This window comes from Caballeronia sp. LjRoot29 (assembly GCF_964252755.1).
Classification (GTDB): domain Bacteria; phylum Pseudomonadota; class Gammaproteobacteria; order Burkholderiales; family Burkholderiaceae; genus Caballeronia.
On the sequence record NZ_CAXUPU020000034.1, the window covers coordinates 65,375 to 87,604 of the forward strand.

Here is a 22,230-nt window from a genome sequence, read left to right on the forward strand (position 1 = left end):
ATGGCCGAATAGAGCGTGGAGGATGAACTCATGGTGAACGCCGCGCTCAAACCCAGGCCACTTTTTTTGCAGAGTCCGTAAATGAAAAAACTATTTCTACTTCCCCTGTTTGCAGTGCTGATGGCGTTTTGCAGCGGTGCGTTCGCGCAGGCCGCCGACATGTCCACCCCGGACGGGCTGGTCAAGACGGTGACGTCGCAAGTGCTTGATCAGATCAAGGCCGACAAGCAGATCCAGTCCGGCAACATCACGCGCATCACACAACTGGTCAACGAGAAGATCCTGCCGTACACGGACTTCACGCGGACCACGCGTCTGGTCATGGGACGCAACTGGAATACGGCGACGCCGCAGCAACAGAAAGACATCGTCGAGCAGTTCAAGATGCTGCTGATCCGTACGTATTCGGGTGCGCTTGCGCAGGTTCGCGACCAACAGGTCCAGTACAAGCCGTTCCGTGCCGATCCCAGCGACACAGATGTGGTGGTGCGTTCGGTGGTGCTGAACAACGGTTCGCCGATCGAGCTCGATTACCGACTGTATAAGACGCCGCAGGGCTGGAAGGTCTATGACATCAACGTGCTCGGCGCGTGGCTGATCCAGGCTTACCAGCAGCAGTTCAACGAGCAGATCCAGCAACACGGCGTTGAAGGGCTGGTGCAGTTCCTCACGCAGCGTAATCAGCAACTGGCGAACGGCAAGGCATCGTGAATCGCTTCGAAACCGCCGCGACGCTCACGCACGAGAGCGCAAGAAGCGCGCTCGACGCGGGTTTGTCGCGTATCGCCGCGGGCGCGACCGAAGTCGATTGCGCGTCGCTCAAGCAATTCGATTCGTCGGCGCTCGCCGTCCTGCTCGCGTGGCAACGCGCGGCAGCGGTGCGCGGCGCGGCGCTTACTGTCGTCAACCTTCCCTCCGGGCTTGCCAGTCTCGCGCAAGCCTATGGCGTAGACACGCTCCTCACCTTCCGACATTGACCCTGTCCTGCTGAAACATCGGCGCGATTCGATATTGATCGAACGCGCCCCGCAGGGTTCGCAGGGTTGTCACGGACTAGCTAGCGGCGAAGCTCTGCCGCGTTTGGCCTATAATCAACCGTTTTTTCGGCCTGCTATCCGCCTTTCAGTCTTGTAAAGGCCGGTTCTGGTTCCGATCCGCACACATCGAGGCGCAGCCCCGCCGGCGCGCGCACTGTCATGTCAGCCATAGAAATACGCAACGTCAAGAAGCGCTACAAAGAGCTGCAAGCGCTCAAAGGCGTGAACCTCGTCGTCGAAGAAGGCGAGTTTTTCGGCCTGCTCGGCCCCAACGGCGCCGGTAAAACGACCCTTATCAGCATCCTCGCAGGCCTCGCGCGCGCCGATAGCGGAGCGATCTCCGTGCTCGGCCACGACGTGGTGACGGATTTCCGCCAGGCGCGCCGCTCGCTGGGCGTGGTGCCGCAGGAACTCGTCTTCGATCCGTTTTTCACCGTCCGCGAGTCGCTTCGTATCCAGTCCGGTTATTTCGGGCTGCGCAAGAACGACGACTGGATCGACGAAATCATGGCCAATCTCGATCTCACCGAGAAAGCCGACGTCAATACCCGCGCACTCTCGGGCGGCATGAAGCGCCGCGTGCTGGTCGCTCAGGCGCTGGTTCACAAGCCGCCGGTGATCGTGCTCGACGAGCCGACCGCGGGCGTCGATGTCGAATTGCGCCAGACGCTCTGGAAATTCATCTCCCGGTTGAATCGCGAAGGCCACACCATCGTGTTGACCACGCACTATCTTGAAGAAGCCGAGGCGCTGTGCGACCGGCTCGCCATGCTGCGTCGCGGTGAAGTCGTCGCGCTTGAACGAACCAGCACACTGTTGCAGCGTTTTGCGGGCATGCAGCTTTCGTTGCGTTTCTCGCACGGCGTATTGCCCGCTGAATTGCGTGCGCTGGAAGTCGATCCCCGCGCTGCCTCCGGGACCAACCATTTGCTGCGGCTCGCCAGCTACGACGACGTTGAGCCGATTCTGGCGAAATGCCGCGCGGCGGGCTGCGCGTTCGATGAAATCGATGTACGCAAAGCCGATCTGGAGGACGTGTTCGTGCAGGTGATGAATGAGCCGGAAGTGGTCGAGGGCCTTTCATGAGCGGCTTTCGTACCCTGTTCTACAAAGAACTCCTGCGCTTCTACAAAGTTGGGTTTCAAACGGTGCTCGCGCCGGTCATCACGGCGCTTTTGTACCTGATGATCTTCGGGCACGCGCTGACGAATCACGTCGAGGTGTATCCGGGCGTGGCGTACACGAGCTTCCTCGTGCCGGGCCTCGTGATGATGAGCGTGTTGCAGAACGCGTTTGCGAACAGTTCGTCGTCGCTGATCCAGTCGAAGATCACGGGCAACCTCGTATTCGTGCTGCTGCCGCCGCTGTCGCACTGGGAAATGTATTTCGCGTATGTGCTTGCGTCCGTCGTGCGCGGGATCGCGGTCGGTTTTGGCGTGTTTATCGTCACGGTCTGGTTTATTCCCATGAGCTTTGCCGCGCCGTTCTACATTCTCGGCTTTGCGATCCTTGGCTCCGCAATTCTAGGAACGCTCGGATTGATCGCCGGCGTCTGGGCCGATAAATTCGACCAGCTGGCCGCATTCCAAAACTTTTTGATCATGCCGCTGACTTTTCTATCGGGCGTGTTTTACTCCACGCATACGCTGCCGCCAGTTTGGCGCGAAGTGTCGCGGCTGAATCCGTTCTTCTACATGATCGACGGATTCCGCTATGGCTTCTTCGGCCTGTCCGACATCAATCCGCTCGTGAGCCTTGGCATTGTCAGCGGGTTTTTCATCGTTCTGGCGGGAATCGCCCTGCGCTTGCTGGCAAGCGGTTACAAATTGCGTCACTAATCAGTTCGCTTAATTTTCAGGAGACTTCCATGTTGCCGACTCCGGAACAAGTGAAGGAATACATTGCTGGCGGCCTCGCTTGCCAGCATGTCGAAGTAGAAGGCGACGGCCAGCATTTCTTCGCGACCATCGTGAGCGACGCATTCGAAGGCAAGCGGCCCATCGCTCGCCATCAACTCGTCTACGCGGCGCTCGGCGACCGCATGCGCGCGGAAATCCACGCGCTAAGCATGAAAACGCTGACCCCGGCCGAGTGGAAACCCGTCTGAGCAGCGTTCCTTACATTTGATGATGTCAACGCATCACCCGTAACCGACTGGCTGAAAATTTAGTGCGATTCACTCAAGACAACCGCGACGCCGATAACGGCGCTGCAGCAGGAAGCTCCGTAGAAGGAACGCCAGGCATGGACAAACTCGTGATTGTCGGGGGCGCGAAGCTCTCGGGCGAAATCGTTGTATCGGGTGCGAAGAATGCGGCGCTGCCCATTCTTTGCGCCGGTCTGCTCACGGCTGACGACGTGCATCTGGAAAACGTGCCCAACCTGCAAGACGTGCGCACGATGCTCAAATTGCTCAACCAGATGGGCCTGCGTTCTGAATCAGCGGACGGGAAGGTCTGGCTGAATGCATCGAAAGTCGACAATCTGGTTGCGCCCTACGAAATGGTCAAGACCATGCGCGCGTCCATTCTCGTGCTCGGGCCGCTGCTCGCACGGTTCGGCGAAGCGAAGGTGTCGTTGCCGGGTGGCTGCGCCATTGGCGCGCGTCCTGTCGACCAGCACATCAAGGGCCTTCAGGCGATGGGCGCCGAGATCACGATCGAGCACGGCTTCATTGAAGCGCGGGCGAAGCGGCTGAAGGGCACGCGCATTGTCACCGACATGATCACCGTCACCGGCACGGAAAATTTGCTGATGGCGGCCGTGCTCGCGGAAGGCGAAACGGTTATCGAAAACGCGGCGCGCGAGCCCGAAGTCAGCGATCTCGCGAATCTGCTCGTCGCGATGGGCGCAAAGATCGATGGGATCGGATCGGACCGGCTGGTGATTCATGGTGTCGACAAGTTGCACGGCGCGCGCCATTCGGTCGTGCCGGATCGGATTGAAGCGGGCACGTTCCTGTGCGCGGTCGCAGCGACCGGCGGCGACGTCACGTTGCGCAACGTAAATCCATCGCTGCTCGAAGCCGTGATTGAAAAGCTCCACGAAACGGGTGTATCTATTGAGGAAGGCGAGAACTGGCTACGCGTGCGGATGAACAAACGGCCGACGGCGGTCAGCTTCCGTACATCGGAATACCCGGCGTTCCCCACCGACATGCAAGCTCAGTTCATGGCGCTCAACACGCTCGCGACCGGCACGTCGCAAGCGGTGGAAACCATCTTCGAGAACCGTTTCATGCACGTGCAGGAACTGAATCGGCTGGGCGCCAGCATTACCATCGACGGTAATACGGCGCTCGTGACCGGCGTGCAGAAACTGTCGGGCGCGAAGGTGATGGCGACTGACCTGAGGGCATCGGCGAGTCTGGTGATCGCGGCCATGTGCGCGGAAGGCGAAACGCTGATTGATCGTATCTATCACCTTGATCGCGGCTACGACCGGATGGAAAGCAAGCTGACGGCCGTCGGCGCGAACGTGCGGCGCATCAAGGGTAGCGGGGGCGAGCAATGAGTACGCTGCAAACTTCCAAGGCATTGAGTTCGGTGCCGGCGAGTGCGATGTTGACGCTGGCGTTATCGAAGGGACGCATCTTCGATGAAACCCTCCCGCTGCTCGCCGCTGCCGGCGTGGAAGTGACCGAAGATCCCGAAACGTCGCGCAAGCTGATCCTGCCGACCACGAACCCGAATTTGCGCGTGATCATCGTGCGTGCCACCGATGTCCCCACGTACGTCGAATACGGCGCAGCCGACTTCGGCGTGGCGGGCAAGGACGTGTTGATCGAGCATGGCGGCGGCGGGTTGTATCAGCCGATCGATCTGAACATTGCGCGTTGCCGGATGTCGGTCGCGGTGAAAAACGGCTTCGATTACGAAACCGCTGTGCGCCAGGGCGCTCGCCTGCGCATCGCGACAAAATATGTTGAAGTGGCGCGTGAGCATTTCGCGGCGAAGGGCGTTCACGTCGATCTGATCAAGCTGTATGGATCGATGGAACTGGCGCCGCTGGTCGGTCTGGCGGACGCCATTGTCGACCTGGTCAGTTCAGGTAATACGTTGCGCGCGAATGATTTGGTCGAAGTAGAAGAAATCATGGAAATATCGTCGCGTCTGGTCGTCAACCAGGCCGCGCTGAAGTTGAAGCGCGCGGCGTTGAAGCCGTATCTCGATGCGTTCGAACGCGCGTCGGTCGGCGCATAAAAGTACCGTAAAGCAGGGTCAAGCAGAGCAGGGCAAACAACCGGATACCAGCATGTCTATCAAGATTCGCAAACTCGATTCCAGCGCCAACGGTTTTCACACGGCGCTGCACGCGGTGCTCGCGTTCGAGGCGAGCGAGGACGAAGCTATCGAGCGCTCGGTCGCGCAGATTCTCGCCGATGTCAAAAAGCGCGGCGACGACGCGGTCCTGGACTACACGAACAAGTTCGACCGCCTGAAGGCCGAGAACGTCGCGTCGCTGGAATTGCCGCAATCGGAACTGGAAGCGGCGCTCGAAGGGCTCGTCCCGAAACGCCGCGCCGCGCTGGAGGCGGCGGCGGCGCGCGTGCGCGGTTATCACGAGAAACAGCGGATCGAGTGCGGCAGCCATAGCTGGCAATACACGGAAGCCGACGGCACGGTGCTCGGCCAGAAGGTCACGCCGCTGGATCGCGCCGGTATCTATGTGCCGGGTGGCAAGGCCGCATATCCGTCGTCTGTGTTGATGAATGCGATTCCCGCGCGCGTGGCTGGCGTGAAGGAGATCGTGATGGTCGTGCCCACGCCGGACGGCGTGAAAAATCCGCTGGTGCTCGCTGCAGCGTTGCTGGGCGGCGTGGATCGCGTGTTCACCATCGGCGGCGCGCAGGCGATTGGCGCGCTGGCTTACGGCACGCAATCCATCCCCGCCGTCGATAAAATCTGTGGCCCGGGCAACGCTTATGTGGCATCGGCGAAACGGCGCGTATTCGGCACCGTGGGTATCGACATGATCGCGGGGCCCTCGGAAATCCTGATCATCTGCGATGCCACCACGGACCCGCGCTGGGTCGCGATGGACCTGTTCTCGCAAGCCGAGCACGACGAACTCGCGCAATCCATCCTGCTGTGCCCGGACGCCACGTTCATCCAGCGCGTGGAAGACGCGATCAATGAATTGCTGCCCACGTTGCCCCGTCGCGATGTGATCCAGCGCTCGCTCGAAGATCGCGGCGCGCTGATCAAGGTCGCCGACATGAACGAAGCCTGCGCGATCGCCAACGACATCGCGCCGGAACATCTCGAAATTTCCGCGCTCGATCCGCATCACTGGGCGGCGCAGATCCGTCACGCGGGCGCCATCTTTTTGGGCCGTTACACGAGCGAAAGTCTCGGCGATTACTGCGCGGGACCGAACCACGTGCTGCCGACATCGCGTACCGCGCGGTTTTCATCGCCGCTGGGCGTGTATGACTTCATGAAGCGCTCGAGCGTGATTGAAGTCAGCGCGGAAGGCGCGCAGACGCTCGGCGAGATTGCAGCCGAACTGGCGTATGGCGAAGGCTTGCAGGCGCATGCGCGCAGCGCTGAGTATCGAATGAAAAATACGTCGCAATAGTCGCGAGCAACGCGTTAAACCCGAGGCGGCCTTAGAGCCGCCCAACGTCCGGCGCTTGGCGTCCGGCAATACCATGACACGACCACAAGACATTCTGCGCCCCGACGTCCTCGCGATGACGTGTTATCCCGTGCCGAATTCAACCGGCCTCGTGAAGCTCGACGCGATGGAAAATCCGTATCGATTGCCAGCGGACCTCGCCGCTCAGTTGGGCGAACGTCTGGCGGACGTCGCTTTGAACCGATACCCCGAACCCCGTCCGACCGCGTTGATCGAGAAGATCAAGCGCGTCATGCAGGTGCCCGCCGCGTGCGAATTGCTGCTCGGCAACGGCTCGGACGAATTGATCAGCATGATGTCGATGGCGTGCGCGAAACCCGGCGCCGCCGTCGTCGCGCCGGTTCCCGGCTTTGTCATGTACGAGATGTCGGCGAAATTCGCGGGGCTGGAATTTATCGGCGTGCCGTTGAACGACGATTTCACGCTCGATGTGGACGCGCTGATCGCCGCGATCGAAACGCACAATCCGGCTCTGGTGTATCTCGCGTACCCGAACAATCCGACCGGCACGCTCTACGACGACGCGGATATTGAATGCGTGATCGCGGCGGCATCGAATAGTTTGGTTGTCATCGATGAAGCGTATCAGCCGTTCGCCCAGCAAAGCTGGTTGCCGCGCGCCGCTGATTTCGACAACGTGGTTGTCATGCGGACAATGTCGAAGCTCGGCCTCGCGGGTATTCGGCTGGGTTATCTGGCGGGCAAGGCGTCGTGGACAACCGAATTCGATAAAGTGCGCCCGCCGTACAACATCAATGTGCTGACGCAGGCCGCAGCGGATTTCATGCTTGATCACCTCGACGTGCTCGATGCCCAGGCCGCAGAACTTCGGGCTGAGCGCACGCGTCTGGAAGACGCAGTCAAGGCGCTGCCCGGCGTGACGGTTTATCCCAGCGCCGGCAACTTTCTGCTGGTTCGTGTTCCGGATGCTGCAGCCGTGTTCGAAACCCTGCTGACATCGCGGGTTTTGATCAAAAACGTGAGTAAAATGCATCCGTTATTGGCAAATTGCGTGCGTTTGACGGTCGGATCGGCAGAAGAAAATGCGCAAATGATCGCGGCTTTAAAACTCGCGCTGCACTGAAATCTCTTAAAAGTCTCAAAGGAAACACCATGCGCATTGCGGAAGTCGTTCGCAACACCAGCGAAACGCAGATCCGTGTGAAGCTCGACCTGGACGGCACCGGTAAGCAAAAGCTCGCGACCGGCGTGCCGTTTCTCGATCACATGCTCGACCAGATCGCGCGTCACGGCCTTTTCGACCTTGAAGTCGAGGCGCATGGCGACCTTCATATCGATGACCACCATACGGTCGAAGACACAGGTATTACGCTGGGACAAGCAGTGGCGAAGGCCATCGGCGACCGCAAGGGCATTCGCCGGTACGGCCATTCCTACGTGCCGCTCGACGAAGCGCTTTCACGCGTCGTGATCGATTTTTCGGGCCGGCCGGGACTGGAGTTTCACGTCCCGTTCACGCGTGCCCGCATTGGTACGTTCGACGTCGACCTCACCATCGAATTTTTCCGCGGCTTCGTGAATCACGCGGGCGTGACGCTGCACATCGACAATTTGCGCGGTATCAACGCGCATCATCAGGTGGAAACCGTGTTCAAGGCATTCGGCCGCGCGTTGCGCATGGCCGTTGAGCTGGACGAACGCGCGGCAGGGCAGATTCCATCGACCAAGGGCAGCCTTTAAGCGCCTTCTAAATAACGCGGGACCGGCGACTATCGGGCGTGCTTCCAAGCGCGCCCGCGCTGTCCGCGTCGATACGAGCCATGCCGGCGTGCAATGAATCTACTCAAATCGTTTATATCGTTGCTCGCGCTGATCAATCCGGTCGGCGCGATCCCGTTTTTCCTGAGCCTGACAACCGATATGTCGAGCTCGGAAAAAGCTGGCACGATCCGGATCGCGTCCATTTCGGTCTTCTGCGTGATTGCGGTGACGGCGCTGCTCGGGCAACAGATCATCGCGTTCTTCGGGATTTCGGTCGGCTCTCTTCAGGTGGGCGGCGGCATCATCATGTTGCTGATGGCGATCAACATGTTGAACGCGCAAGTCGGCAACACGCGCTCCACGCCGGAAGAACGCCACGAAGCGGAGATGAAAAACAGCATCGCGGTCGTGCCGCTCGCCATTCCGCTGCTGACGGGACCGGGCTCCATCAGCACGGTGATCGTCTATTCTGCAAGTGTGGTGCACTGGTATGAGCGGATCGGGCTGGTCATGATCGGCGCGGTTCTGGCAGGACTGTGTTTCGGTGCGTTGATGCTCGCCGAACCCATCGCGCGCTGGGTGGGACGGACCGGCATTAACATTGGCACGCGGCTGATGGGTTTGATGCTCTCGGCGCTGGCGGTGGAATTTATCGTCAATGGATTGAAGGCGTTGATACCCTCTTTGAAATAGCGTTCTGGAACGTGCTGAATTGAATACTTCGATGAAAACTTCGATAGCAATCGTGGATTACGGCATGGGCAACCTGCGCTCCGTGTATCAGGCGCTCCGCAAGGCCGCGCCGGAAGCGGACGTGGTGATCGTCGAGCAGCCCGAAGCAATCCGCGCAGCAGAACGCATTGTGCTGCCGGGACAGGGCGCGATGCGCGACTGCATGGCGCACCTCGGCGCCTCCGGCTTGCAAGAAGCCGTGATGGAAGCTGCGCGTGACAAACCTATGCTGGGCGTGTGTGTCGGCGAGCAAATGCTGTTCGACTGGAGCGAGGAAGGGGGCGAGAAAGGCACGAATGGTCTCGGCCTGATTCCCGGAAAGGTTGTGCGCTTCGAACTGGAAGGCCAACTGCAGGACGACGGCTCGCGTTTCAAGGTCCCGCAAATGGGCTGGAACCGCGTGCGCCAGACGCAGCAGCATGCGCTGTGGGACGGCGTGCCCGACGAATCGTTTTTCTATTTCGTGCACAGTTACTACGGTGTCCCGGACAATGCGGCGCACACGTCGGGCGAAACCCTTTATGGCGCACCGTTTACCTCCGCTATTGCCCGGGACAATCTGTTCGCGACCCAGTTTCACCCTGAGAAGAGCGCCGACGCGGGCTTGCGGCTGTATCGAAACTTCGTACACTGGAAACCGTAAGGTTCGGGTTTTCAGTGCTGTTTTTTGCGACGGTTTGACGTTTTGGCTTATGCCGTTTGCAGCGAACGAGCCTTGCGTCACTTGTACTACACTAGCGAGACGGCTTGCGAAACAAAGGCGCTGAGCGCCTGGTTTGCAGCCGTTCGATCAACCCTTATCCGATAACGCTATTTCTATGTTGCTCATTCCGGCCATCGATCTAAAAGACGGTCAGTGCGTACGCCTCAAACAAGGCGATATGGACCAGGCGACCATTTTTTCCGAAGATCCGGCGGCGATGGCCCGGCTATGGGTCGACCGGGGCGCACGGCGGCTTCATCTCGTCGACCTGAACGGCGCATTTGCCGGCAAGCCGAAAAACGAAGAAGCCATTCGCGCCATCATCAAGGAAGTCGGCAACGACATCCCGGTGCAACTGGGTGGCGGCATTCGCGACCTGAACACCATCGAGCGATATCTCGACGACGGTCTGGAATACGTGATCATCGGCACGGCGGCGGTGAAGAATCCGGGCTTCCTGCAAGATGCTTGCACCGCGTTCGCGGGTCATATCATCGTCGGGCTGGATGCGAAGGACGGCAAGGTCGCGACCGACGGCTGGAGCAAGCTGACGGGGCACGAAGTCATCGACCTCGGCCGCAAGTTCGAAGACTACGGCTGCGAGGCGATCATCTATACGGATATCGGGCGCGACGGCATGTTGCAGGGCATCAACATTGAAGCCACTGTGCGCCTCGCGCAAGCCGTCAAGATTCCGGTGATTGCCAGCGGCGGATTGTCGAACCTGGGCGACATCGACTCCTTGTGCGAAGTGGAAGACGAAGGCATTTCCGGCGTGATTTGCGGGCGCGCGATTTATTCGGGCGACCTGGATTTCGCCGCAGCGCAAGCGCGCGCCGACAAACTGCGCGAAGCCGACGACGCCTGAATTCCGGCATGTTGGTGAGGGCGCCGCGGGTCGTGGTCAGCAGACCGCGCATGCGGTGACCTTCTCAGCACGCCTGGCTTAAGCGTGTTTTTTTTAAGCGCTTCCTGTGCTTGCGGACTGTTCTCTACGCGGTTTGACGAAGCCGTGCCACAAGTCCATTCAGGCGGGGCGGGTTTCTTTCCACGACGGTCAAATTCGATTGAACCGCCTCGCTTATCCTAAGCACTCACTCGCAGCGCAACGGCATTCGCAACAACATGGCTCTCGCTAAACGCATCATCCCGTGTCTCGACGTCACCGCTGGCCGTGTGGTCAAGGGCGTCAATTTCCTTGAATTACGCGACGCGGGCGATCCCGTCGAAATTGCTCGCCGATACGACGATCAGGGCGCCGACGAACTCACGTTCCTCGATATCACCGCCACCTCCGACCAGCGCGACCTGATCTTGCCGATCATCGAGCAAGTGGCGTCGCAGGTGTTTATCCCGCTGACGGTTGGCGGCGGCGTGCGCGCGGTGGAAGACGTGCGCCGGTTGCTGAACGCGGGCGCCGACAAGATCAGCATGAATTCATCGGCGGTGTCGAATCCGCAACTCGTGCGCGATGCATCGGATAAACATGGCTCGCAGTGCATCGTGGTCGCCATCGACGCAAAGCGCGTCAGCGCCGCGGGCGAAACGCCGCGCTGGGAAGTTTTCACGCACGGCGGCCGCAAGAACACGGGACTCGACGTGATCGAGTGGGCGCGCAAGATGGCGGAATTCGGCGCCGGCGAAATCCTGCTGACCAGCATGGATCGTGACGGCACGAAAAGCGGCTTCGACCTTGCGCTAACGCGAGCGGTGTCCGACGCTATTTCCATTCCGGTGATTGCGTCGGGCGGCGTGGGCTCGCTCGCGCATCTCGCCGACGGCATCACCGAAGGTCACGCCGATGCGGTGCTTGCCGCCAGCATCTTTCACTATGGCGAACACACGGTCGGCGAAGCGAAACGCTTCATGGCCGACCAGGGCATCTCGGTGAGGATTTAAGCGGTGACTGCACAAACTGAAGAAGCGGGCTGGATCGAGAAGGTCAAGTGGGACGCGAACGGCCTGGTGCCGGTGATCGCGCAGGAATCCACGACGGGCGACGTGCTGATGTTCGCGTGGATGAACCGCGAAGCATTGGCGAAAACCATCGAATTGAAGCGCGCCGTGTATTACTCGCGTTCGCGCCAGCGCCTGTGGTTCAAGGGCGAGGAATCGGGACACGTTCAGCACGTGCACGAAGTGCGGCTCGATTGCGACGAAGACGTCGTCTTGCTGAAAGTGGAGCAGGTGTCGGGCATTGCGTGCCACACCGGACGCCATTCGTGCTTTTTCCAGAAATTCGAGGGATCGGTGGAAACGGGCGACTGGGTCGCGGTTGAACCGGTCTTGATGGACCCTGAAAATATCTATAAGTAATGACTCAAGCCACGCTTCCTACGCAAGACACGCTGCTGCGCCTCGCGGCGATTATCGATAGCCGTAAGGGCGGAGACCCGGAACAATCCTACGTTTCCCGACTCTTTCATAAAGGTGACGACGCCGTTCTCAAGAAGATTGGTGAGGAAGCGACCGAAGTCGTGCTGGCCGCCAAGGACACGCGGCACGGCGGTGCACCCAAGGCGCTTGTCGGTGAAGTGGCCGACTTGTGGTTCCATTGTCTCGTGATGCTGTCCCATTTCGACCTCAGTCCGGCCGACGTCATTGCCGAACTGGAACGGCGGGAAGGGATGTCGGGAATCGAGGAAAAGGCGTTACGCAAATCCCGCGATCGCGAGCAAAACGAAAACGGCGGCTAAGCTGCAGATCGGGTCCCGCTCGACCGGTCGCCGAGGAGGATGAAATGAATCAGTCTTACGAGCCGTATCCGCCGCCTGTTTATCAAAACTCGCCCGAATCCGAACGTCTGCGCAGCTTGCGCACGCTGACTCACGTGCTGTACGCGCTTTACGCCGCGTACTGGCTCACCGGCGGACTGACCGTGCTGATCGCGGTCATCATCAACTACCTGAAGCGCGATGACGTCGCCGGGACGCCCTATGAAGCGCATTTCCGATGGCAAATTCGCACCTTCTGGTTCGCGCTGCTCGGTCATGTGATCGGCATAGCGTTGCTCTGGGTGTTTATCGGTTTCCCCATTTTGTTCGTGGTCGGTATCTGGACGCTTTATCGCGTTATAAAGGGCTGGCTGTTCCTGTATGAGAACAAGCCATTGCAACCGGGTGCCTGGGTTTGAGACCGAACGCCTGATCTTCAACATGCATTCATACCGGGATATCCAGCGACACACATGAGCCAAGAGAACTGCATTTTCTGTAAGATCGCTGCGGGAGAAATTCCAAGCAAGAAAGTCCATGAAGACGACGAGTTTGTTGCTTTTTACGATATCAACCCGGCCGCGCCCGTCCATGTGCTCGTGATCCCGCGTAAACATATTGAGACGCTGTCGAGCTGCACCGAAGCCGATGCGCCGCTGCTTGGTAGAATGTTGAGTTTGACGGCACGGCTTGCTGACCAGCTGGGCGTGGCGTACACCGGTGGCGACACCGGTTTCCGAACGGTCATTAATACCGGACCGGGCGGCGGGCAAGAGGTGTATCACATTCACGCTCATATCCTCGCCGGGGAACGCCCGTGGCGCCGGATGGGTTGAACGGTCGATTGCGGCGGATAGGACGCGCCTGATCGTCCGCCCCGAAATGTAATGAAAACGAAAGCGTCTTTCCAACGCAATATTTGGCGCGCACACTATCGGTTTAGTCATCGGAGCGTCGACGCTTCGACTCGGACCGCAAGGTTCACATTCTTCGTCGCGTGCGACTCGCGCGGCGAAGCCAAGGAGAGTTTTCAGTCATGGGTTCGTTGAGCATTTGGCACTGGTTGATTGTTTTGTTGATCGTGGCGCTGGTTTTCGGCACGAAGAAGCTGCGTAACATTGGCGGCGATCTGGGCGGCGCGGTAAAGGGTTTCAAGGAAGGTATGAAGGAAGGCGAAGGAGCGCCGGCCGAGCAGCGCGAATTGCCGCGCAACGGCGCGGTCGACGTGGAAGCGAAGGACAAGACCCGCTCGGGCGACTACCGCTAATCAAGCTGATTCAGCCTGCGTAGCGATTAAGCCCGGCATCGGCCATCTCCACTTGCCACCCTCAGGATCTTCGATTCCATGCTCGACCTTGGTCTGACCAAAATGGCGCTGATCGGCGTTGTCGCGCTGGTAGTGCTCGGGCCGGAACGCTTGCCCGGCGTGGCACGAACGGCTGGCGCGCTGTTCGGTCGCGCACAGCGGTATATCAACGACGTCAAGGCCGAAGTCTCGCGCGAGATGGAACTCGACGAGCTGAAGAAAATGCGCACCGAGTTCGAAACGGCGGCAGCGAATGTCGAGAACAAGATTCACGACAATCTTCGCCAGCACGAAAACGAACTCAACGACGCCTGGAACCAGGGCACATCGGTCTCGGACAGCGTCGCGGGCGGGGGCGACCCGAATCTGACGCATGTTTCAGGCGACACCTGGCGTTCGAGCCCGGACAACACGTTCAGCAGCAATAACGCGTCGCCCGGGAAACGCAAGAACTGGCGTGTCAAACAGGCCGCCATTCCGAACTGGTATAAGCGCACCACGTTGCGCAAGACGCGCGTTCAATCAGGCGCGGCGCGCGTGGCGCGGCATACGCCTGAGACGCTGCGCCGTCCCACGCGGTTTTTCTGATGTTTGCGCCGCTCCCATCTCGCGAACACCAACTTCCCTTCCATCGATGAATCCCAGCAGAGGGCCGGCGTGAGCGACCCGCAACAGATTAAAGACGAGCCCGTCGAAGAGACGTTTATCTCGCACCTGGTCGAACTGCGTGACCGCATCATCCGCGCAGGCGCTTCAGTCATCATCGTGTTCATCGGGCTGGTTTATTGGGCGCCGGATATCTTCCGGTTGCTCGCGCGTCCGCTGATGCAGAACTTGCCGAAGGACGGCAAGATGATTGTCACCGACGTCACCGGCTCGTTCTTCGTGCCAATGAAAGTGACCATGATGGTCGCGCTGGTGATCGCGCTGCCTATCGTGCTGTACCAGATCTGGGCGTTTATCGCACCGGGGTTGTATCAGCACGAGAAGAAGCTGGTCGTGCCGCTAGTCGGGAGCAGCTATTTCCTGTTCCTGTGCGGCATGGCGTTCGCGTATTTCGTCGTGTTCCCGACTATTTTCCGCGTGATGGCGCATTACAACGCGCCGCTCGGCGCGGAAATGACGACGGATATCGATAATTACCTGAGCTTCGTCCTCACCATGTTCCTCGCGTTCGGCGTGACCTTCGAGGTCCCGATCATCGTGGTGATCTTGGCGCGCATGGGATTCGTAACCATCAAGAAATTGCGGCAGATCCGGCCTTATGTGATCGTCGGCGCGTTCGTGATTTCCGCTGTGGTGACGCCGCCCGACGTGTTCTCACAGCTGATTCTGGCTGTGCCACTGATCATTCTTTACGAGGTCGGCATCATTGCGGCACGGTTGATCGTGGGCAAGGACAAGATCATCGAGCAGGAAGTGGAAGCTGCAGAGGATGCGAAGCGGGACGGGGAGTGAAGGTTCCAGCTGGCGGATGATGGGTAGGAAAACAAAAGGGGCCGTTCCAGACGTGAGTTGGAACGGCCCCTTTGCATTACGGCACTTCGCGATGAACTGGAGATTGCCTTACTCGTCGTTTTGATCGCCACCGCCGTTGTCATCGTCTGGCGGCTGGGGTTGCTTGGGCTGCATTGGCCGCTTGCCGATCACCACGTTCAAGTCGAGTTCCTTGCTCTTGCGCATCAGATGCACCTTCACCGACGTCCCGGGCTTGATCTGCGCGACAACATTGAGCAGGCGCGTGGTGTCGGTGATGGTGTCGTCATTGATGCTGATCAGGATGTCGCCCGGCTTGATGCCGGCTTTGTCGGCCGGTCCGCCTTGCAATACGCCCGCCACGATCGCGCCGGACTTTTGCTCGAGCCCGAACGATTCCGCGATTTCCGGCGTCACGTCCTGCGGTTCGACGCCAATCCAGCCGCGCGTGACCGTCCCTGTGGTGATGATGCTTTCCAGCACGCTGCGCGCCGTCGACACAGGAATCGCAAAGCCAATCCCCAGCGAGCCGCCGCTGCGCGAATAGATTGCAGTATTGATGCCGAGCAGATTACCGTTCACATCCACCAGCGCACCGCCCGAATTACCCGGATTGATAGCCGCGTCGGTCTGGATAAAATTCTCGAACGTATTGATGCCGAGGTGATTGCGCCCGAGCGCGCTGACAATCCCCATGGTCACCGTTTGGCCTACACCGAATGGATTGCCGATCGCCAGCACCACGTCGCCCACGCGCGTCTGGTCCATTCGGCCGAGCGTGATGGTGGGCAGGTTCGTCATGTTGATCTTCAGCACGGCGAGATCGGTTTCCGGATCCACGCCGATCACTTTCGCCGACGACGTCCGTCCGTCCGCCAAAGCAACTTCGATCTGATCGGCCCCATCGACGACATGTTGGTTCGTTAGAATGTAGCCTTCGGAGCTGACAATCACGCCTGAGCCGAGATTCGACGCCGGCGTTTCGTCGCCCTTACGCTTGTTCTTGTCGCCGAAAAAATAGCGGAACAGCGGGTCTTTCGCGCGCGGATCGGGCGGCAACGTGCCGTCCTTGCTCGAAAACACGTTGACCACGGCGGGCATCGCTTTCTGCGCGCCATCCGCATACGACGACTGAGCGGGCCGGGAACCGATGCTTGGCGCAACTTCCTGCAACGCGACGATCGGTTCGGCGAGTTGCTTGCCGAACGTTCCCTGGCGTTGAAGCCACTGCGGTTTCAAGGTCGCGACGATGAACATCAGCGCCAAAAGCACGGTCACCGCTTGGGCAAAAAACAGCCAGAAGCGTCTAAGCATTTGATGGAATAGAGGAATTCATGGATCGGATCGAACTGGAATTGTATCTGAACAATCTGCTGGAAATCGGGCGCTTCAAGGACTATTGCCCGAATGGTCTGCAGGTTGAGGGATCACGCCGCGTAACCAAACTGGCGACTGGCGTCACAGCGTCGCAAGCGTTCCTGGACGCGGCCATTGAGTGGGGCGCGGACGCCGTGCTCGTACATCACGGCTACTTCTGGAAGAACGAGGCGCCGCAGGTCACGGGGCGCAAGTACCGGCGGCTGAAGACGCTGCTCGAACAGGACATCAACTTGTTCGCGTATCACCTACCGCTCGATTCACATCCCGAGTTTGGCAACAATGCCCAGCTCGGTGAACGCCTTGGCTTGATCGCGGACAACCGCTTCGGCGATCAGGATCTCGGCTGGATCGCGTCGTTGCCCGTGCCTTTGTCGCTTGAGCATTTCACCGCAACGGTCGAAAACGAAGTCGGGCGCAAGCCGCTCGTGTTTGGCAATCCGGATTGGGAGTTGCGCCGCGTGGCGTGGTGCACGGGCGGCGCGCAAGGGTTCTTCGACCAAGCGATTGCAGCCGGCGCGGACGTCTACATCAGCGGTGAAGTTTCCGAGCAGACCATGCACATCGCGGCGGAAAGCGGGGTGGCTTACGTTGCGGCAGGGCACCATGCCACCGAGCGATACGGCGTCCAGGCGCTCGGCGCGCATGTGGCCGAGCATTTCGATATCGAGCATGTGTTTATTAATATCGATAATCCGGTTTGATTATCTTGCGGTGCAATAAATAATCGAGCGCGGTAAATAACCCCTTCATTCGACAGTCACGATTAAGTGCGGGGAAACCCTTAAGAATGAAGGACTTCGAGCGTTTTTTGCTATTCAACTCTTGTAAATGACGACTCCATTCGCGCACACTAGCGTCGGTAGAACGAACTGACGGTATAAATCCAACTCAGAAGTGGGGCGTGTGATGCGAGACAACGAAGATCAACGCGTCGACGGCAGCCGCCGAACCTGGCTGATCACGACGACCGTAATGGGCGGAATCGGTGGCGTAGCGGCTTGCGTCCCGTTCGTCGGGTCGTTTGCACCGTCGGAAAAAGCCAAGGCAGCGGGCGCGCCGGTCGAAGTCGATATATCAGGTCTCAAGCCTGGCGACCTGATGACGGTTGCTTGGCGCGGTAAGCCGGTCTGGATCCTCAACCGTACCGACGAAATGCTCGCCGACGTCAAGAAGGCCGATCCCGAGCTCGCCGATCCGCAGTCGAAGAAAGCGTTCAGCATGCCGCTGCCCGAATACTGCAATAACGAATATCGTTCGCGTGCCGAACACAAGAACCTGCTCGTTGCCGTGGCCGTCTGTACGCACCTCGGCTGCACCCCCACACCGCGCTTCCAGGAAGGCGCCCAGCCCAATCTCCCTGACGACTGGCCCGGCGGTTTTCTCTGCCCGTGCCACGGCTCGACCTATGACCTGTCCGGCCGTGTGTTCAAGAACAAGCCTGCGCCGGACAACCTGGACATCCCGCCTTATATGTACACATCGGCGACGTCACTCGTGATTGGCAAGGACGAAAAGGGAGAGGCGTAATGGCGGCTACCGACAAGGAAGTGGAAACAACGGGGTTTCTGGGCTGGATCGACCGGCGCTTTCCGCTGACATCGACCTGGAAAGCGCACGTTTCCGAGTACTACGCACCGAAGAATTTCAACTTCTGGTACATCTTCGGCTCGCTGGCGTTGCTGGTGCTGGTGAACCAGATCGTCACCGGCATCTTCCTGACGATGAACTACAAGCCCGATGCGACGCTCGCGTTCGCATCGGTCGAATACATCATGCGGGAGGTGCCGTGGGGCTGGCTGATCCGCTACATGCATTCCACGGGCGCGTCGATGTTCTTCGTCGTCGTGTATCTGCATATGTTCCGCGGGTTGTTATACGGCTCGTATCGCAAGCCGCGTGAACTTGTCTGGATCTTCGGCTGCGCGATTTTCCTGTGCCTGATGGCCGAAGCGTTCTTCGGCTACCTCCTGCCGTGGGGCCAGATGTCGTTCTGGGGTGCACAGGTGATCGTGAACCTGTTCTCGGCGATTCCGTTTATCGGCCCGGATCTGTCGCTCTGGATTCGCGGCGATTACGTAGTCTCGGACGTGACGCTCAACCGCTTTTTCGCGTTCCATGTGGTCGCCATTCCGCTTGTGCTGATCGGCTTGGTTGTCGCTCACCTGGTCGCGTTGCACGAAGTGGGATCGAATAACCCGGACGGCATCGAAATCAAGGCGAAGAAGGACGAAAAGGGCGTTCCGCTCGACGGCATTCCCTTCCATCCGTACTACTCCGTCCACGATTTCATGGGTGTCTGCATCTTCCTGTTCATCTTCGCCGCGATCATTTTCTTCGCGCCGGAAATGGGCGGTTATTTCCTCGAAGCCAATAACTTCGTCCCGGCAAACTCGCTGCAGACGCCGAACGAAATCGCGCCGGTGTGGTACTTCACTGCTTTCTACGCGATGCTGCGCGCGACCACCGACCCGTTCAAGATCGTGCTGATGATCGTGGTCGCGCTGCTGGGCGTGCTGGCGTTGTTGCGGGCGCGTGGCAAATGGCGGATCGGTTTGCCGGTGCTGGCGTTGCTGCTGATTGTGTTCATGGCGCTGACCGAATCGAAATTCTGGGGCGTAGTGGTCATGGGTACGGCCGTGGTGTCGCTGTTCTTCTTACCGTGGCTTGACCGAAGTCCTGTCAAATCCATTCGATACCGGCCGTTTTTCCACAAAGTGTTCTACGGCGTCTTCGTGTTCGCGTTCCTTGTACTTGGTTATCTCGGCACGAAACCGCCGTCGCCTGCCAGCACGTTGATCGCGCAGATTTGTGCGTTGATTTATTTCGCGTTTTTCCTCGGCATGCCCTTCTGGACGACCCGCGGCCGCTTCAAGCAGCCGCCGGACCGCGTGCGGTACAAGCCGCATTGACCCCAAAGGAGACATAACGATGAAAAAATGGCTTTCTACCCTTATGGTGACTGGCGCGGCGCTGTTGTCGTTCGGCTTGACGTCGGTGCACGCGCAGGAAGTGCCGCTGGACGCCGCGCCCGATAGCTCCGAAAATTTTGCGTCGCTTCAACATGGTGCAAAATTGTTTGTAAACTACTGCCTGAATTGCCATAGCGCGAATTTGATGCGTTACAACCGGCTGACGGACATTGGCATCGATCCGAAGGAGATTCAGGCGAATCTGCTGTTCACGACTGACAAGGTCGGCAACACGATGACCATCGCCATGCGTCCCGACGATGCAAAAACGTGGTTCGGAGCGGCGCCGCCGGATTTGTCGGTGGAAGCGCGGGCGCGCGGCAAGGACTGGATCTACACGTACTTGCGCAGTTTTTATCGCGACGATACCCGGCCGACCGGCTGGAACAATCTCGTGTATGAAAATGTCGCCATGCCGCACGTGCTGTGGGAGTTGCAGGGTGTCCGAACGGCGAAATTCGATACCGAAGTCGACGAAAAAACCGGCGAAAAGGTCAAACATTTCGCGGGTTATACCCAAGTGACTCCGGGGACGATGTCGCCAGTAGATTATGATTCGGCTATGGCCGATCTGGTTTCGTACCTTTCGTGGATGGCGGAACCGGCCCAGCAGGAGCGAAAGCAACTGGGCGTCTGGGTGCTGATGTTCTTGGGAGTTTTGAGCTTTTTGGCGTGGCGCCTCAACGCGGCATACTGGAAGCAAATTAAATAACACGCCGCGATCGGTGTGGGTCAGCGTCGTCGAAGCGCCTCCTAGCAGGCGCTTTTCGCACGCTGGCCCTTATGTTTTTCTGAAGGGACTTTTAATCATGATGGTTTTGTACTCCGGCACTACCTGCCCGTTCTCCCAGCGCTGCCGGCTGGTGTTGTTCGAAAAGGGCATGGACTTCGAAATCCGCGACGTTGACCTGTTCAACAAGCCGGAAGACATCGCGGTGATGAATCCGTACGGCCAGGTTCCCATTCTGGTCGAACGCGACTTGATCCTGTACGAATCGAACATCATCAACGAATACATCGACGAGCGTTTTCCGCATCCGCAACTCATGCCCGCCGATCCGGTGCAGCGCGCCCGCGCTCGCTTGTTCCTGCTGAACTTCGAGAAAGAGCTGTTCGTGCATGTTGGCACGCTGGAAAACGAGAAGGGCAAGGCTGCAGAGAAGAATCACGAGAAGGCACGCAACGCCATTCGTGATCGTTTGACGCAACTTGCTCCTATCTTCCTGAAGAACAAGTACATGCTCGGCGAAGAGTTTTCCATGCTCGACGTCGCCATCGCGCCGCTGCTGTGGCGCCTGGACCACTATGGCATCGAGTTGTCGAAGAACGCTGCACCGTTGATGAAGTACGCCGAGCGGATTTTCAGCCGGCCGGCATACATCGAAGCGCTGACGCCTTCTGAGAAAGTGATGCGTCGCTAATATTTTCGATGGCGGGGCGTGCCGGCTCGACCGGCGGCGCCTTCCATCGATAGAGGGCAAGTCGATGCAAGAAATATCCACCAAGCCTTATCTGCTGCGCGCGCTCTACGAGTGGTGCACGGATAACGGCTTTACGCCGCATATCGCGGTGCGGGTCGACAACGGCACGCGCGTACCGCGCCAGTTCGTGCGCAATGACGAGATCGTGCTGAACATCAGCTTCGAGGCCACAAGCCAGCTGCAGATGGGCAATGAGTGGATCGAGTTCAGTGCGCGCTTTTCTGGCAAGTCGCACAAGATCGAGGTGCAGGTCACCAACGTGCTGGCTATCTATGCACGGGAGAATGGCCAGGGCATGGCCTTTCCCGTCGACCCCGCTGCAATTGGCGCGGCGCCGGATCTGTCGGGCGAAAACGGGCCGCGTTCGTCGGAGCTGGGGCCGGAGGAAAGTGGGACTGAGCGGATCGAGAACCGTGGCGCAATGGCGTCTGCGCGAGACGCACGAGATGACGACGAGTTGCCTCCTGACGACGATGGTTCTAAATCATCGGGTCGAGGCCACCTCAAGGTCGTCAAATGAAGTAAAATCGCTGACTTCGCCGGCTTAGCTCATCAGGTAGAGCAGTTGATTTGTAATCAGAAGGTGGCGGGTTCGAGTCCTGCAGCCGGCACCAGTTTAGCTTTTCGTGAAGCATCAAGTTGTATCAAACCCCGCGCCCGGTAACGGTTCGCGGGGTTTTTGTTTTTCGGCGGGCGTTAATCGTGTGAGGCTGAGTAGCGCGATGTGCGATGGGTGGTGGTCCTGCCGCGCGTTTTGCGGCGGCGTTCCCGTGAAGGCCAGCGTCCATCAAAAGTCTTGGGCATCAAACACGTTCGGCTAGTCTCGGTTCTTCGTCGTATTTCGCCGTATCGCATGCGTTGTTCACGTGCCATTAATATTCTTTTCACAAACCCCTTGCGCAACGTCTGAGGGGGCACTAGAATTCGGCCTCTTCGCTTCTGGATGAGGCGAAGAGAAGCGGGAAGTAAGGCGTTAGCTGTTCAGTTTCGGTACCCGGAGAGCCAAGCAGGACGGCGCTTCGACGGAATTGAAAAGTCCAGGTGGTCGAGATGATGTTTGTCACGAAGCG

The 22,230-nt window shown here is 59.0% G+C and carries 28 protein-coding genes and 1 tRNA gene; 28 read left to right on the top strand and 1 reads right to left on the bottom strand.

The annotated features are described in order from the left end of the window. Window positions 1-81 precede the first annotated feature (81 nt). From ACSQ83_RS28610 to tatC, 21 genes are all read left to right on the top strand, one after another. Window positions 82-711, top strand: coding sequence for an MlaC/ttg2D family ABC transporter substrate-binding protein (locus tag ACSQ83_RS28610; protein ID WP_414952815.1), 630 nt, complete (start codon window positions 82-84; stop codon window positions 709-711). Continuing rightward, window positions 705-977: an STAS domain-containing protein gene (locus ACSQ83_RS28615; RefSeq protein ID WP_436230493.1), complete on the top strand. Its 273-nt coding sequence runs from the start codon at window positions 705-707 to the stop codon at window positions 975-977. The genes ACSQ83_RS28610 and ACSQ83_RS28615 overlap by 7 nt, the downstream gene beginning before the upstream one ends. A gap of 219 nt (window positions 978-1,196) precedes the next feature. Continuing rightward, entirely contained in the window at window positions 1,197-2,123 is a 927-nt protein-coding gene (locus tag ACSQ83_RS28620) for an ABC transporter ATP-binding protein (protein WP_414952817.1), read from the top strand. Continuing rightward, window positions 2,120-2,875, top strand: a complete 756-nt coding sequence (locus ACSQ83_RS28625) for an ABC transporter permease (RefSeq protein WP_414952818.1) — start codon at window positions 2,120-2,122, stop codon at window positions 2,873-2,875. The genes ACSQ83_RS28620 and ACSQ83_RS28625 overlap by 4 nt, the downstream gene beginning before the upstream one ends. A 29-nt stretch (window positions 2,876-2,904) precedes the next feature. Beyond that, window positions 2,905-3,144, top strand: coding sequence for a BolA family protein (locus ACSQ83_RS28630; RefSeq protein ID WP_031362176.1), 240 nt, complete (start codon window positions 2,905-2,907; stop codon window positions 3,142-3,144). A gap of 137 nt (window positions 3,145-3,281) precedes the next feature. Beyond that, window positions 3,282-4,550: a UDP-N-acetylglucosamine 1-carboxyvinyltransferase gene (murA, locus tag ACSQ83_RS28635; protein WP_414952819.1), complete on the top strand. Its 1,269-nt coding sequence runs from the start codon at window positions 3,282-3,284 to the stop codon at window positions 4,548-4,550. Continuing rightward, entirely contained in the window at window positions 4,547-5,239 is a 693-nt protein-coding gene (hisG, locus tag ACSQ83_RS28640) for an ATP phosphoribosyltransferase (RefSeq protein WP_414952820.1), read from the top strand. Before murA ends, hisG begins: the two co-directional genes overlap by 4 nt. Before the next feature lie 52 nt (window positions 5,240-5,291). Further along, window positions 5,292-6,617 carry a histidinol dehydrogenase gene (hisD, locus tag ACSQ83_RS28645; RefSeq protein WP_414969023.1) on the top strand — a complete coding sequence of 442 codons (1,326 nt, stop codon included), beginning with the start codon at window positions 5,292-5,294 and terminating at the stop codon, window positions 6,615-6,617. Between the two features lie 73 nt (window positions 6,618-6,690). Next, complete coding sequence (hisC, locus tag ACSQ83_RS28650; protein WP_436230485.1) at window positions 6,691-7,761, top strand: histidinol-phosphate transaminase; 1,071 nt, start codon at window positions 6,691-6,693, stop codon at window positions 7,759-7,761. Window positions 7,762-7,790: 29 nt separating this feature from the next. Continuing rightward, window positions 7,791-8,378: an imidazoleglycerol-phosphate dehydratase HisB gene (gene hisB, locus ACSQ83_RS28655; protein WP_031362181.1), complete on the top strand. Its 588-nt coding sequence runs from the start codon at window positions 7,791-7,793 to the stop codon at window positions 8,376-8,378. 93 nt (window positions 8,379-8,471) lie between these two features. Continuing rightward, a complete protein-coding gene (locus ACSQ83_RS28660) occupies window positions 8,472-9,092 on the top strand; it encodes a MarC family protein (RefSeq protein ID WP_414952823.1) in 621 nt (206 codons plus the stop codon). Window positions 9,093-9,123: 31 nt separating this feature from the next. Then, on the top strand, window positions 9,124-9,774 hold the full coding sequence (hisH, locus tag ACSQ83_RS28665; RefSeq protein ID WP_436230486.1) for an imidazole glycerol phosphate synthase subunit HisH: 651 nt from the start codon (window positions 9,124-9,126) through the stop codon (window positions 9,772-9,774). A gap of 175 nt (window positions 9,775-9,949) precedes the next feature. Beyond that, entirely contained in the window at window positions 9,950-10,702 is a 753-nt protein-coding gene (gene hisA, locus ACSQ83_RS28670) for a 1-(5-phosphoribosyl)-5-[(5-phosphoribosylamino)methylideneamino]imidazole-4-carboxamide isomerase (RefSeq protein WP_089166109.1), read from the top strand. Window positions 10,703-10,959: 257 nt separating this feature from the next. Next, complete coding sequence (gene hisF / locus ACSQ83_RS28675; protein WP_047845402.1) at window positions 10,960-11,733, top strand: imidazole glycerol phosphate synthase subunit HisF; 774 nt, start codon at window positions 10,960-10,962, stop codon at window positions 11,731-11,733. A gap of 3 nt (window positions 11,734-11,736) precedes the next feature. Then, the gene (gene hisI / locus ACSQ83_RS28680) at window positions 11,737-12,150 is read left to right on the top strand and encodes a phosphoribosyl-AMP cyclohydrolase (protein WP_414952826.1); all 414 of its coding nucleotides are present in this window, start codon (window positions 11,737-11,739) and stop codon (window positions 12,148-12,150) included. After that, window positions 12,150-12,530 carry a phosphoribosyl-ATP diphosphatase gene (locus tag ACSQ83_RS28685; RefSeq protein WP_414952827.1) on the top strand — a complete coding sequence of 127 codons (381 nt, stop codon included), beginning with the start codon at window positions 12,150-12,152 and terminating at the stop codon, window positions 12,528-12,530. The genes hisI and ACSQ83_RS28685 overlap by 1 nt, the downstream gene beginning before the upstream one ends. 44 nt (window positions 12,531-12,574) lie before the next feature. Next, window positions 12,575-12,967, top strand: coding sequence for a DUF4870 family protein (locus ACSQ83_RS28690; protein ID WP_414952828.1), 393 nt, complete (start codon window positions 12,575-12,577; stop codon window positions 12,965-12,967). 54 nt (window positions 12,968-13,021) lie between these two features. Continuing rightward, entirely contained in the window at window positions 13,022-13,384 is a 363-nt protein-coding gene (locus tag ACSQ83_RS28695; RefSeq protein ID WP_436230487.1) for a histidine triad nucleotide-binding protein, read from the top strand. A gap of 200 nt (window positions 13,385-13,584) precedes the next feature. Next, the gene (tatA, locus tag ACSQ83_RS28700; protein ID WP_414952830.1) at window positions 13,585-13,815 is read left to right on the top strand and encodes a Sec-independent protein translocase subunit TatA; all 231 of its coding nucleotides are present in this window, start codon (window positions 13,585-13,587) and stop codon (window positions 13,813-13,815) included. 78 nt (window positions 13,816-13,893) lie between these two features. Beyond that, window positions 13,894-14,442 carry a Sec-independent protein translocase protein TatB gene (tatB, locus tag ACSQ83_RS28705; RefSeq protein WP_414952832.1) on the top strand — a complete coding sequence of 183 codons (549 nt, stop codon included), beginning with the start codon at window positions 13,894-13,896 and terminating at the stop codon, window positions 14,440-14,442. Between the two features lie 69 nt (window positions 14,443-14,511). Continuing rightward, window positions 14,512-15,312, top strand: a complete 801-nt coding sequence (gene tatC, locus ACSQ83_RS28710) for a twin-arginine translocase subunit TatC (RefSeq protein WP_436230488.1) — start codon at window positions 14,512-14,514, stop codon at window positions 15,310-15,312. Between the two features lie 108 nt (window positions 15,313-15,420). Here the strand turns inward: tatC and ACSQ83_RS28715 are convergent, their stop codons facing one another. Then, entirely contained in the window at window positions 15,421-16,644 is a 1,224-nt protein-coding gene (locus ACSQ83_RS28715; RefSeq protein ID WP_414952834.1) for a Do family serine endopeptidase, read from the bottom strand. Window positions 16,645-16,664: 20 nt separating this feature from the next. Here ACSQ83_RS28715 and ACSQ83_RS28720 point away from each other — a divergent pair, with 20 nt between their 5' ends. The 7 genes from ACSQ83_RS28720 to ACSQ83_RS28750 all read left to right on the top strand — a co-directional run bounded on the left by ACSQ83_RS28720 (window position 16,665) and on the right by ACSQ83_RS28750 (window position 21,774). Further along, window positions 16,665-17,411 carry a Nif3-like dinuclear metal center hexameric protein gene (locus ACSQ83_RS28720; RefSeq protein WP_436230489.1) on the top strand — a complete coding sequence of 249 codons (747 nt, stop codon included), beginning with the start codon at window positions 16,665-16,667 and terminating at the stop codon, window positions 17,409-17,411. Window positions 17,412-17,616: 205 nt separating this feature from the next. Then, window positions 17,617-18,237 carry a ubiquinol-cytochrome c reductase iron-sulfur subunit gene (gene petA, locus ACSQ83_RS28725; RefSeq protein ID WP_414952835.1) on the top strand — a complete coding sequence of 207 codons (621 nt, stop codon included), beginning with the start codon at window positions 17,617-17,619 and terminating at the stop codon, window positions 18,235-18,237. Next, complete coding sequence (locus tag ACSQ83_RS28730) at window positions 18,237-19,619, top strand: cytochrome b (RefSeq protein WP_414969029.1); 1,383 nt, start codon at window positions 18,237-18,239, stop codon at window positions 19,617-19,619. The genes petA and ACSQ83_RS28730 overlap by 1 nt, the downstream gene beginning before the upstream one ends. A 19-nt stretch (window positions 19,620-19,638) precedes the next feature. Further along, window positions 19,639-20,391: a cytochrome c1 gene (locus ACSQ83_RS28735; protein ID WP_436230490.1), complete on the top strand. Its 753-nt coding sequence runs from the start codon at window positions 19,639-19,641 to the stop codon at window positions 20,389-20,391. A gap of 97 nt (window positions 20,392-20,488) precedes the next feature. Next, complete coding sequence (locus ACSQ83_RS28740; RefSeq protein WP_031362199.1) at window positions 20,489-21,100, top strand: glutathione S-transferase N-terminal domain-containing protein; 612 nt, start codon at window positions 20,489-20,491, stop codon at window positions 21,098-21,100. A gap of 64 nt (window positions 21,101-21,164) precedes the next feature. Then, on the top strand, window positions 21,165-21,680 hold the full coding sequence (locus tag ACSQ83_RS28745) for a ClpXP protease specificity-enhancing factor (protein WP_414952838.1): 516 nt from the start codon (window positions 21,165-21,167) through the stop codon (window positions 21,678-21,680). An 18-nt stretch (window positions 21,681-21,698) separates the two neighbouring features. Beyond that, a tRNA-Thr gene (locus tag ACSQ83_RS28750) sits at window positions 21,699-21,774 on the top strand. The last annotated feature ends 456 nt before the right edge of the window (window positions 21,775-22,230 follow it).

Coding starts and splice junctions, on each gene's coding strand:
- ACSQ83_RS28610 (WP_414952815.1), top strand. CDS start 82: ATGAAAAAACTATTTCTACTTCCCCTGTTTGCAGTGCTGATGGCGTTT.
- ACSQ83_RS28620 (WP_414952817.1), top strand. CDS start 1,197: ATGTCAGCCATAGAAATACGCAACGTCAAGAAGCGCTACAAAGAGCTG.
- ACSQ83_RS28625 (WP_414952818.1), top strand. CDS start 2,120: ATGAGCGGCTTTCGTACCCTGTTCTACAAAGAACTCCTGCGCTTCTAC.
- ACSQ83_RS28630 (WP_031362176.1), top strand. CDS start 2,905: ATGTTGCCGACTCCGGAACAAGTGAAGGAATACATTGCTGGCGGCCTC.
- murA (WP_414952819.1), top strand. CDS start 3,282: ATGGACAAACTCGTGATTGTCGGGGGCGCGAAGCTCTCGGGCGAAATC.
- hisG (WP_414952820.1), top strand. CDS start 4,547: ATGAGTACGCTGCAAACTTCCAAGGCATTGAGTTCGGTGCCGGCGAGT.
- hisD (WP_414969023.1), top strand. CDS start 5,292: ATGTCTATCAAGATTCGCAAACTCGATTCCAGCGCCAACGGTTTTCAC.
- hisC (WP_436230485.1), top strand. CDS start 6,691: ATGACACGACCACAAGACATTCTGCGCCCCGACGTCCTCGCGATGACG.
- hisB (WP_031362181.1), top strand. CDS start 7,791: ATGCGCATTGCGGAAGTCGTTCGCAACACCAGCGAAACGCAGATCCGT.
- ACSQ83_RS28660 (WP_414952823.1), top strand. CDS start 8,472: ATGAATCTACTCAAATCGTTTATATCGTTGCTCGCGCTGATCAATCCG.
- hisH (WP_436230486.1), top strand. CDS start 9,124: ATGAAAACTTCGATAGCAATCGTGGATTACGGCATGGGCAACCTGCGC.
- hisA (WP_089166109.1), top strand. CDS start 9,950: ATGTTGCTCATTCCGGCCATCGATCTAAAAGACGGTCAGTGCGTACGC.
- hisF (WP_047845402.1), top strand. CDS start 10,960: ATGGCTCTCGCTAAACGCATCATCCCGTGTCTCGACGTCACCGCTGGC.
- ACSQ83_RS28685 (WP_414952827.1), top strand. CDS start 12,150: ATGACTCAAGCCACGCTTCCTACGCAAGACACGCTGCTGCGCCTCGCG.
- ACSQ83_RS28690 (WP_414952828.1), top strand. CDS start 12,575: ATGAATCAGTCTTACGAGCCGTATCCGCCGCCTGTTTATCAAAACTCG.
- ACSQ83_RS28695 (WP_436230487.1), top strand. CDS start 13,022: ATGAGCCAAGAGAACTGCATTTTCTGTAAGATCGCTGCGGGAGAAATT.
- tatA (WP_414952830.1), top strand. CDS start 13,585: ATGGGTTCGTTGAGCATTTGGCACTGGTTGATTGTTTTGTTGATCGTG.
- tatB (WP_414952832.1), top strand. CDS start 13,894: ATGCTCGACCTTGGTCTGACCAAAATGGCGCTGATCGGCGTTGTCGCG.
- ACSQ83_RS28715 (WP_414952834.1), bottom strand. CDS start 16,644: ATGCTTAGACGCTTCTGGCTGTTTTTTGCCCAAGCGGTGACCGTGCTT.
- ACSQ83_RS28720 (WP_436230489.1), top strand. CDS start 16,665: ATGGATCGGATCGAACTGGAATTGTATCTGAACAATCTGCTGGAAATC.
- petA (WP_414952835.1), top strand. CDS start 17,617: ATGCGAGACAACGAAGATCAACGCGTCGACGGCAGCCGCCGAACCTGG.
- ACSQ83_RS28730 (WP_414969029.1), top strand. CDS start 18,237: ATGGCGGCTACCGACAAGGAAGTGGAAACAACGGGGTTTCTGGGCTGG.
- ACSQ83_RS28735 (WP_436230490.1), top strand. CDS start 19,639: ATGAAAAAATGGCTTTCTACCCTTATGGTGACTGGCGCGGCGCTGTTG.
- ACSQ83_RS28740 (WP_031362199.1), top strand. CDS start 20,489: ATGATGGTTTTGTACTCCGGCACTACCTGCCCGTTCTCCCAGCGCTGC.
- ACSQ83_RS28745 (WP_414952838.1), top strand. CDS start 21,165: ATGCAAGAAATATCCACCAAGCCTTATCTGCTGCGCGCGCTCTACGAG.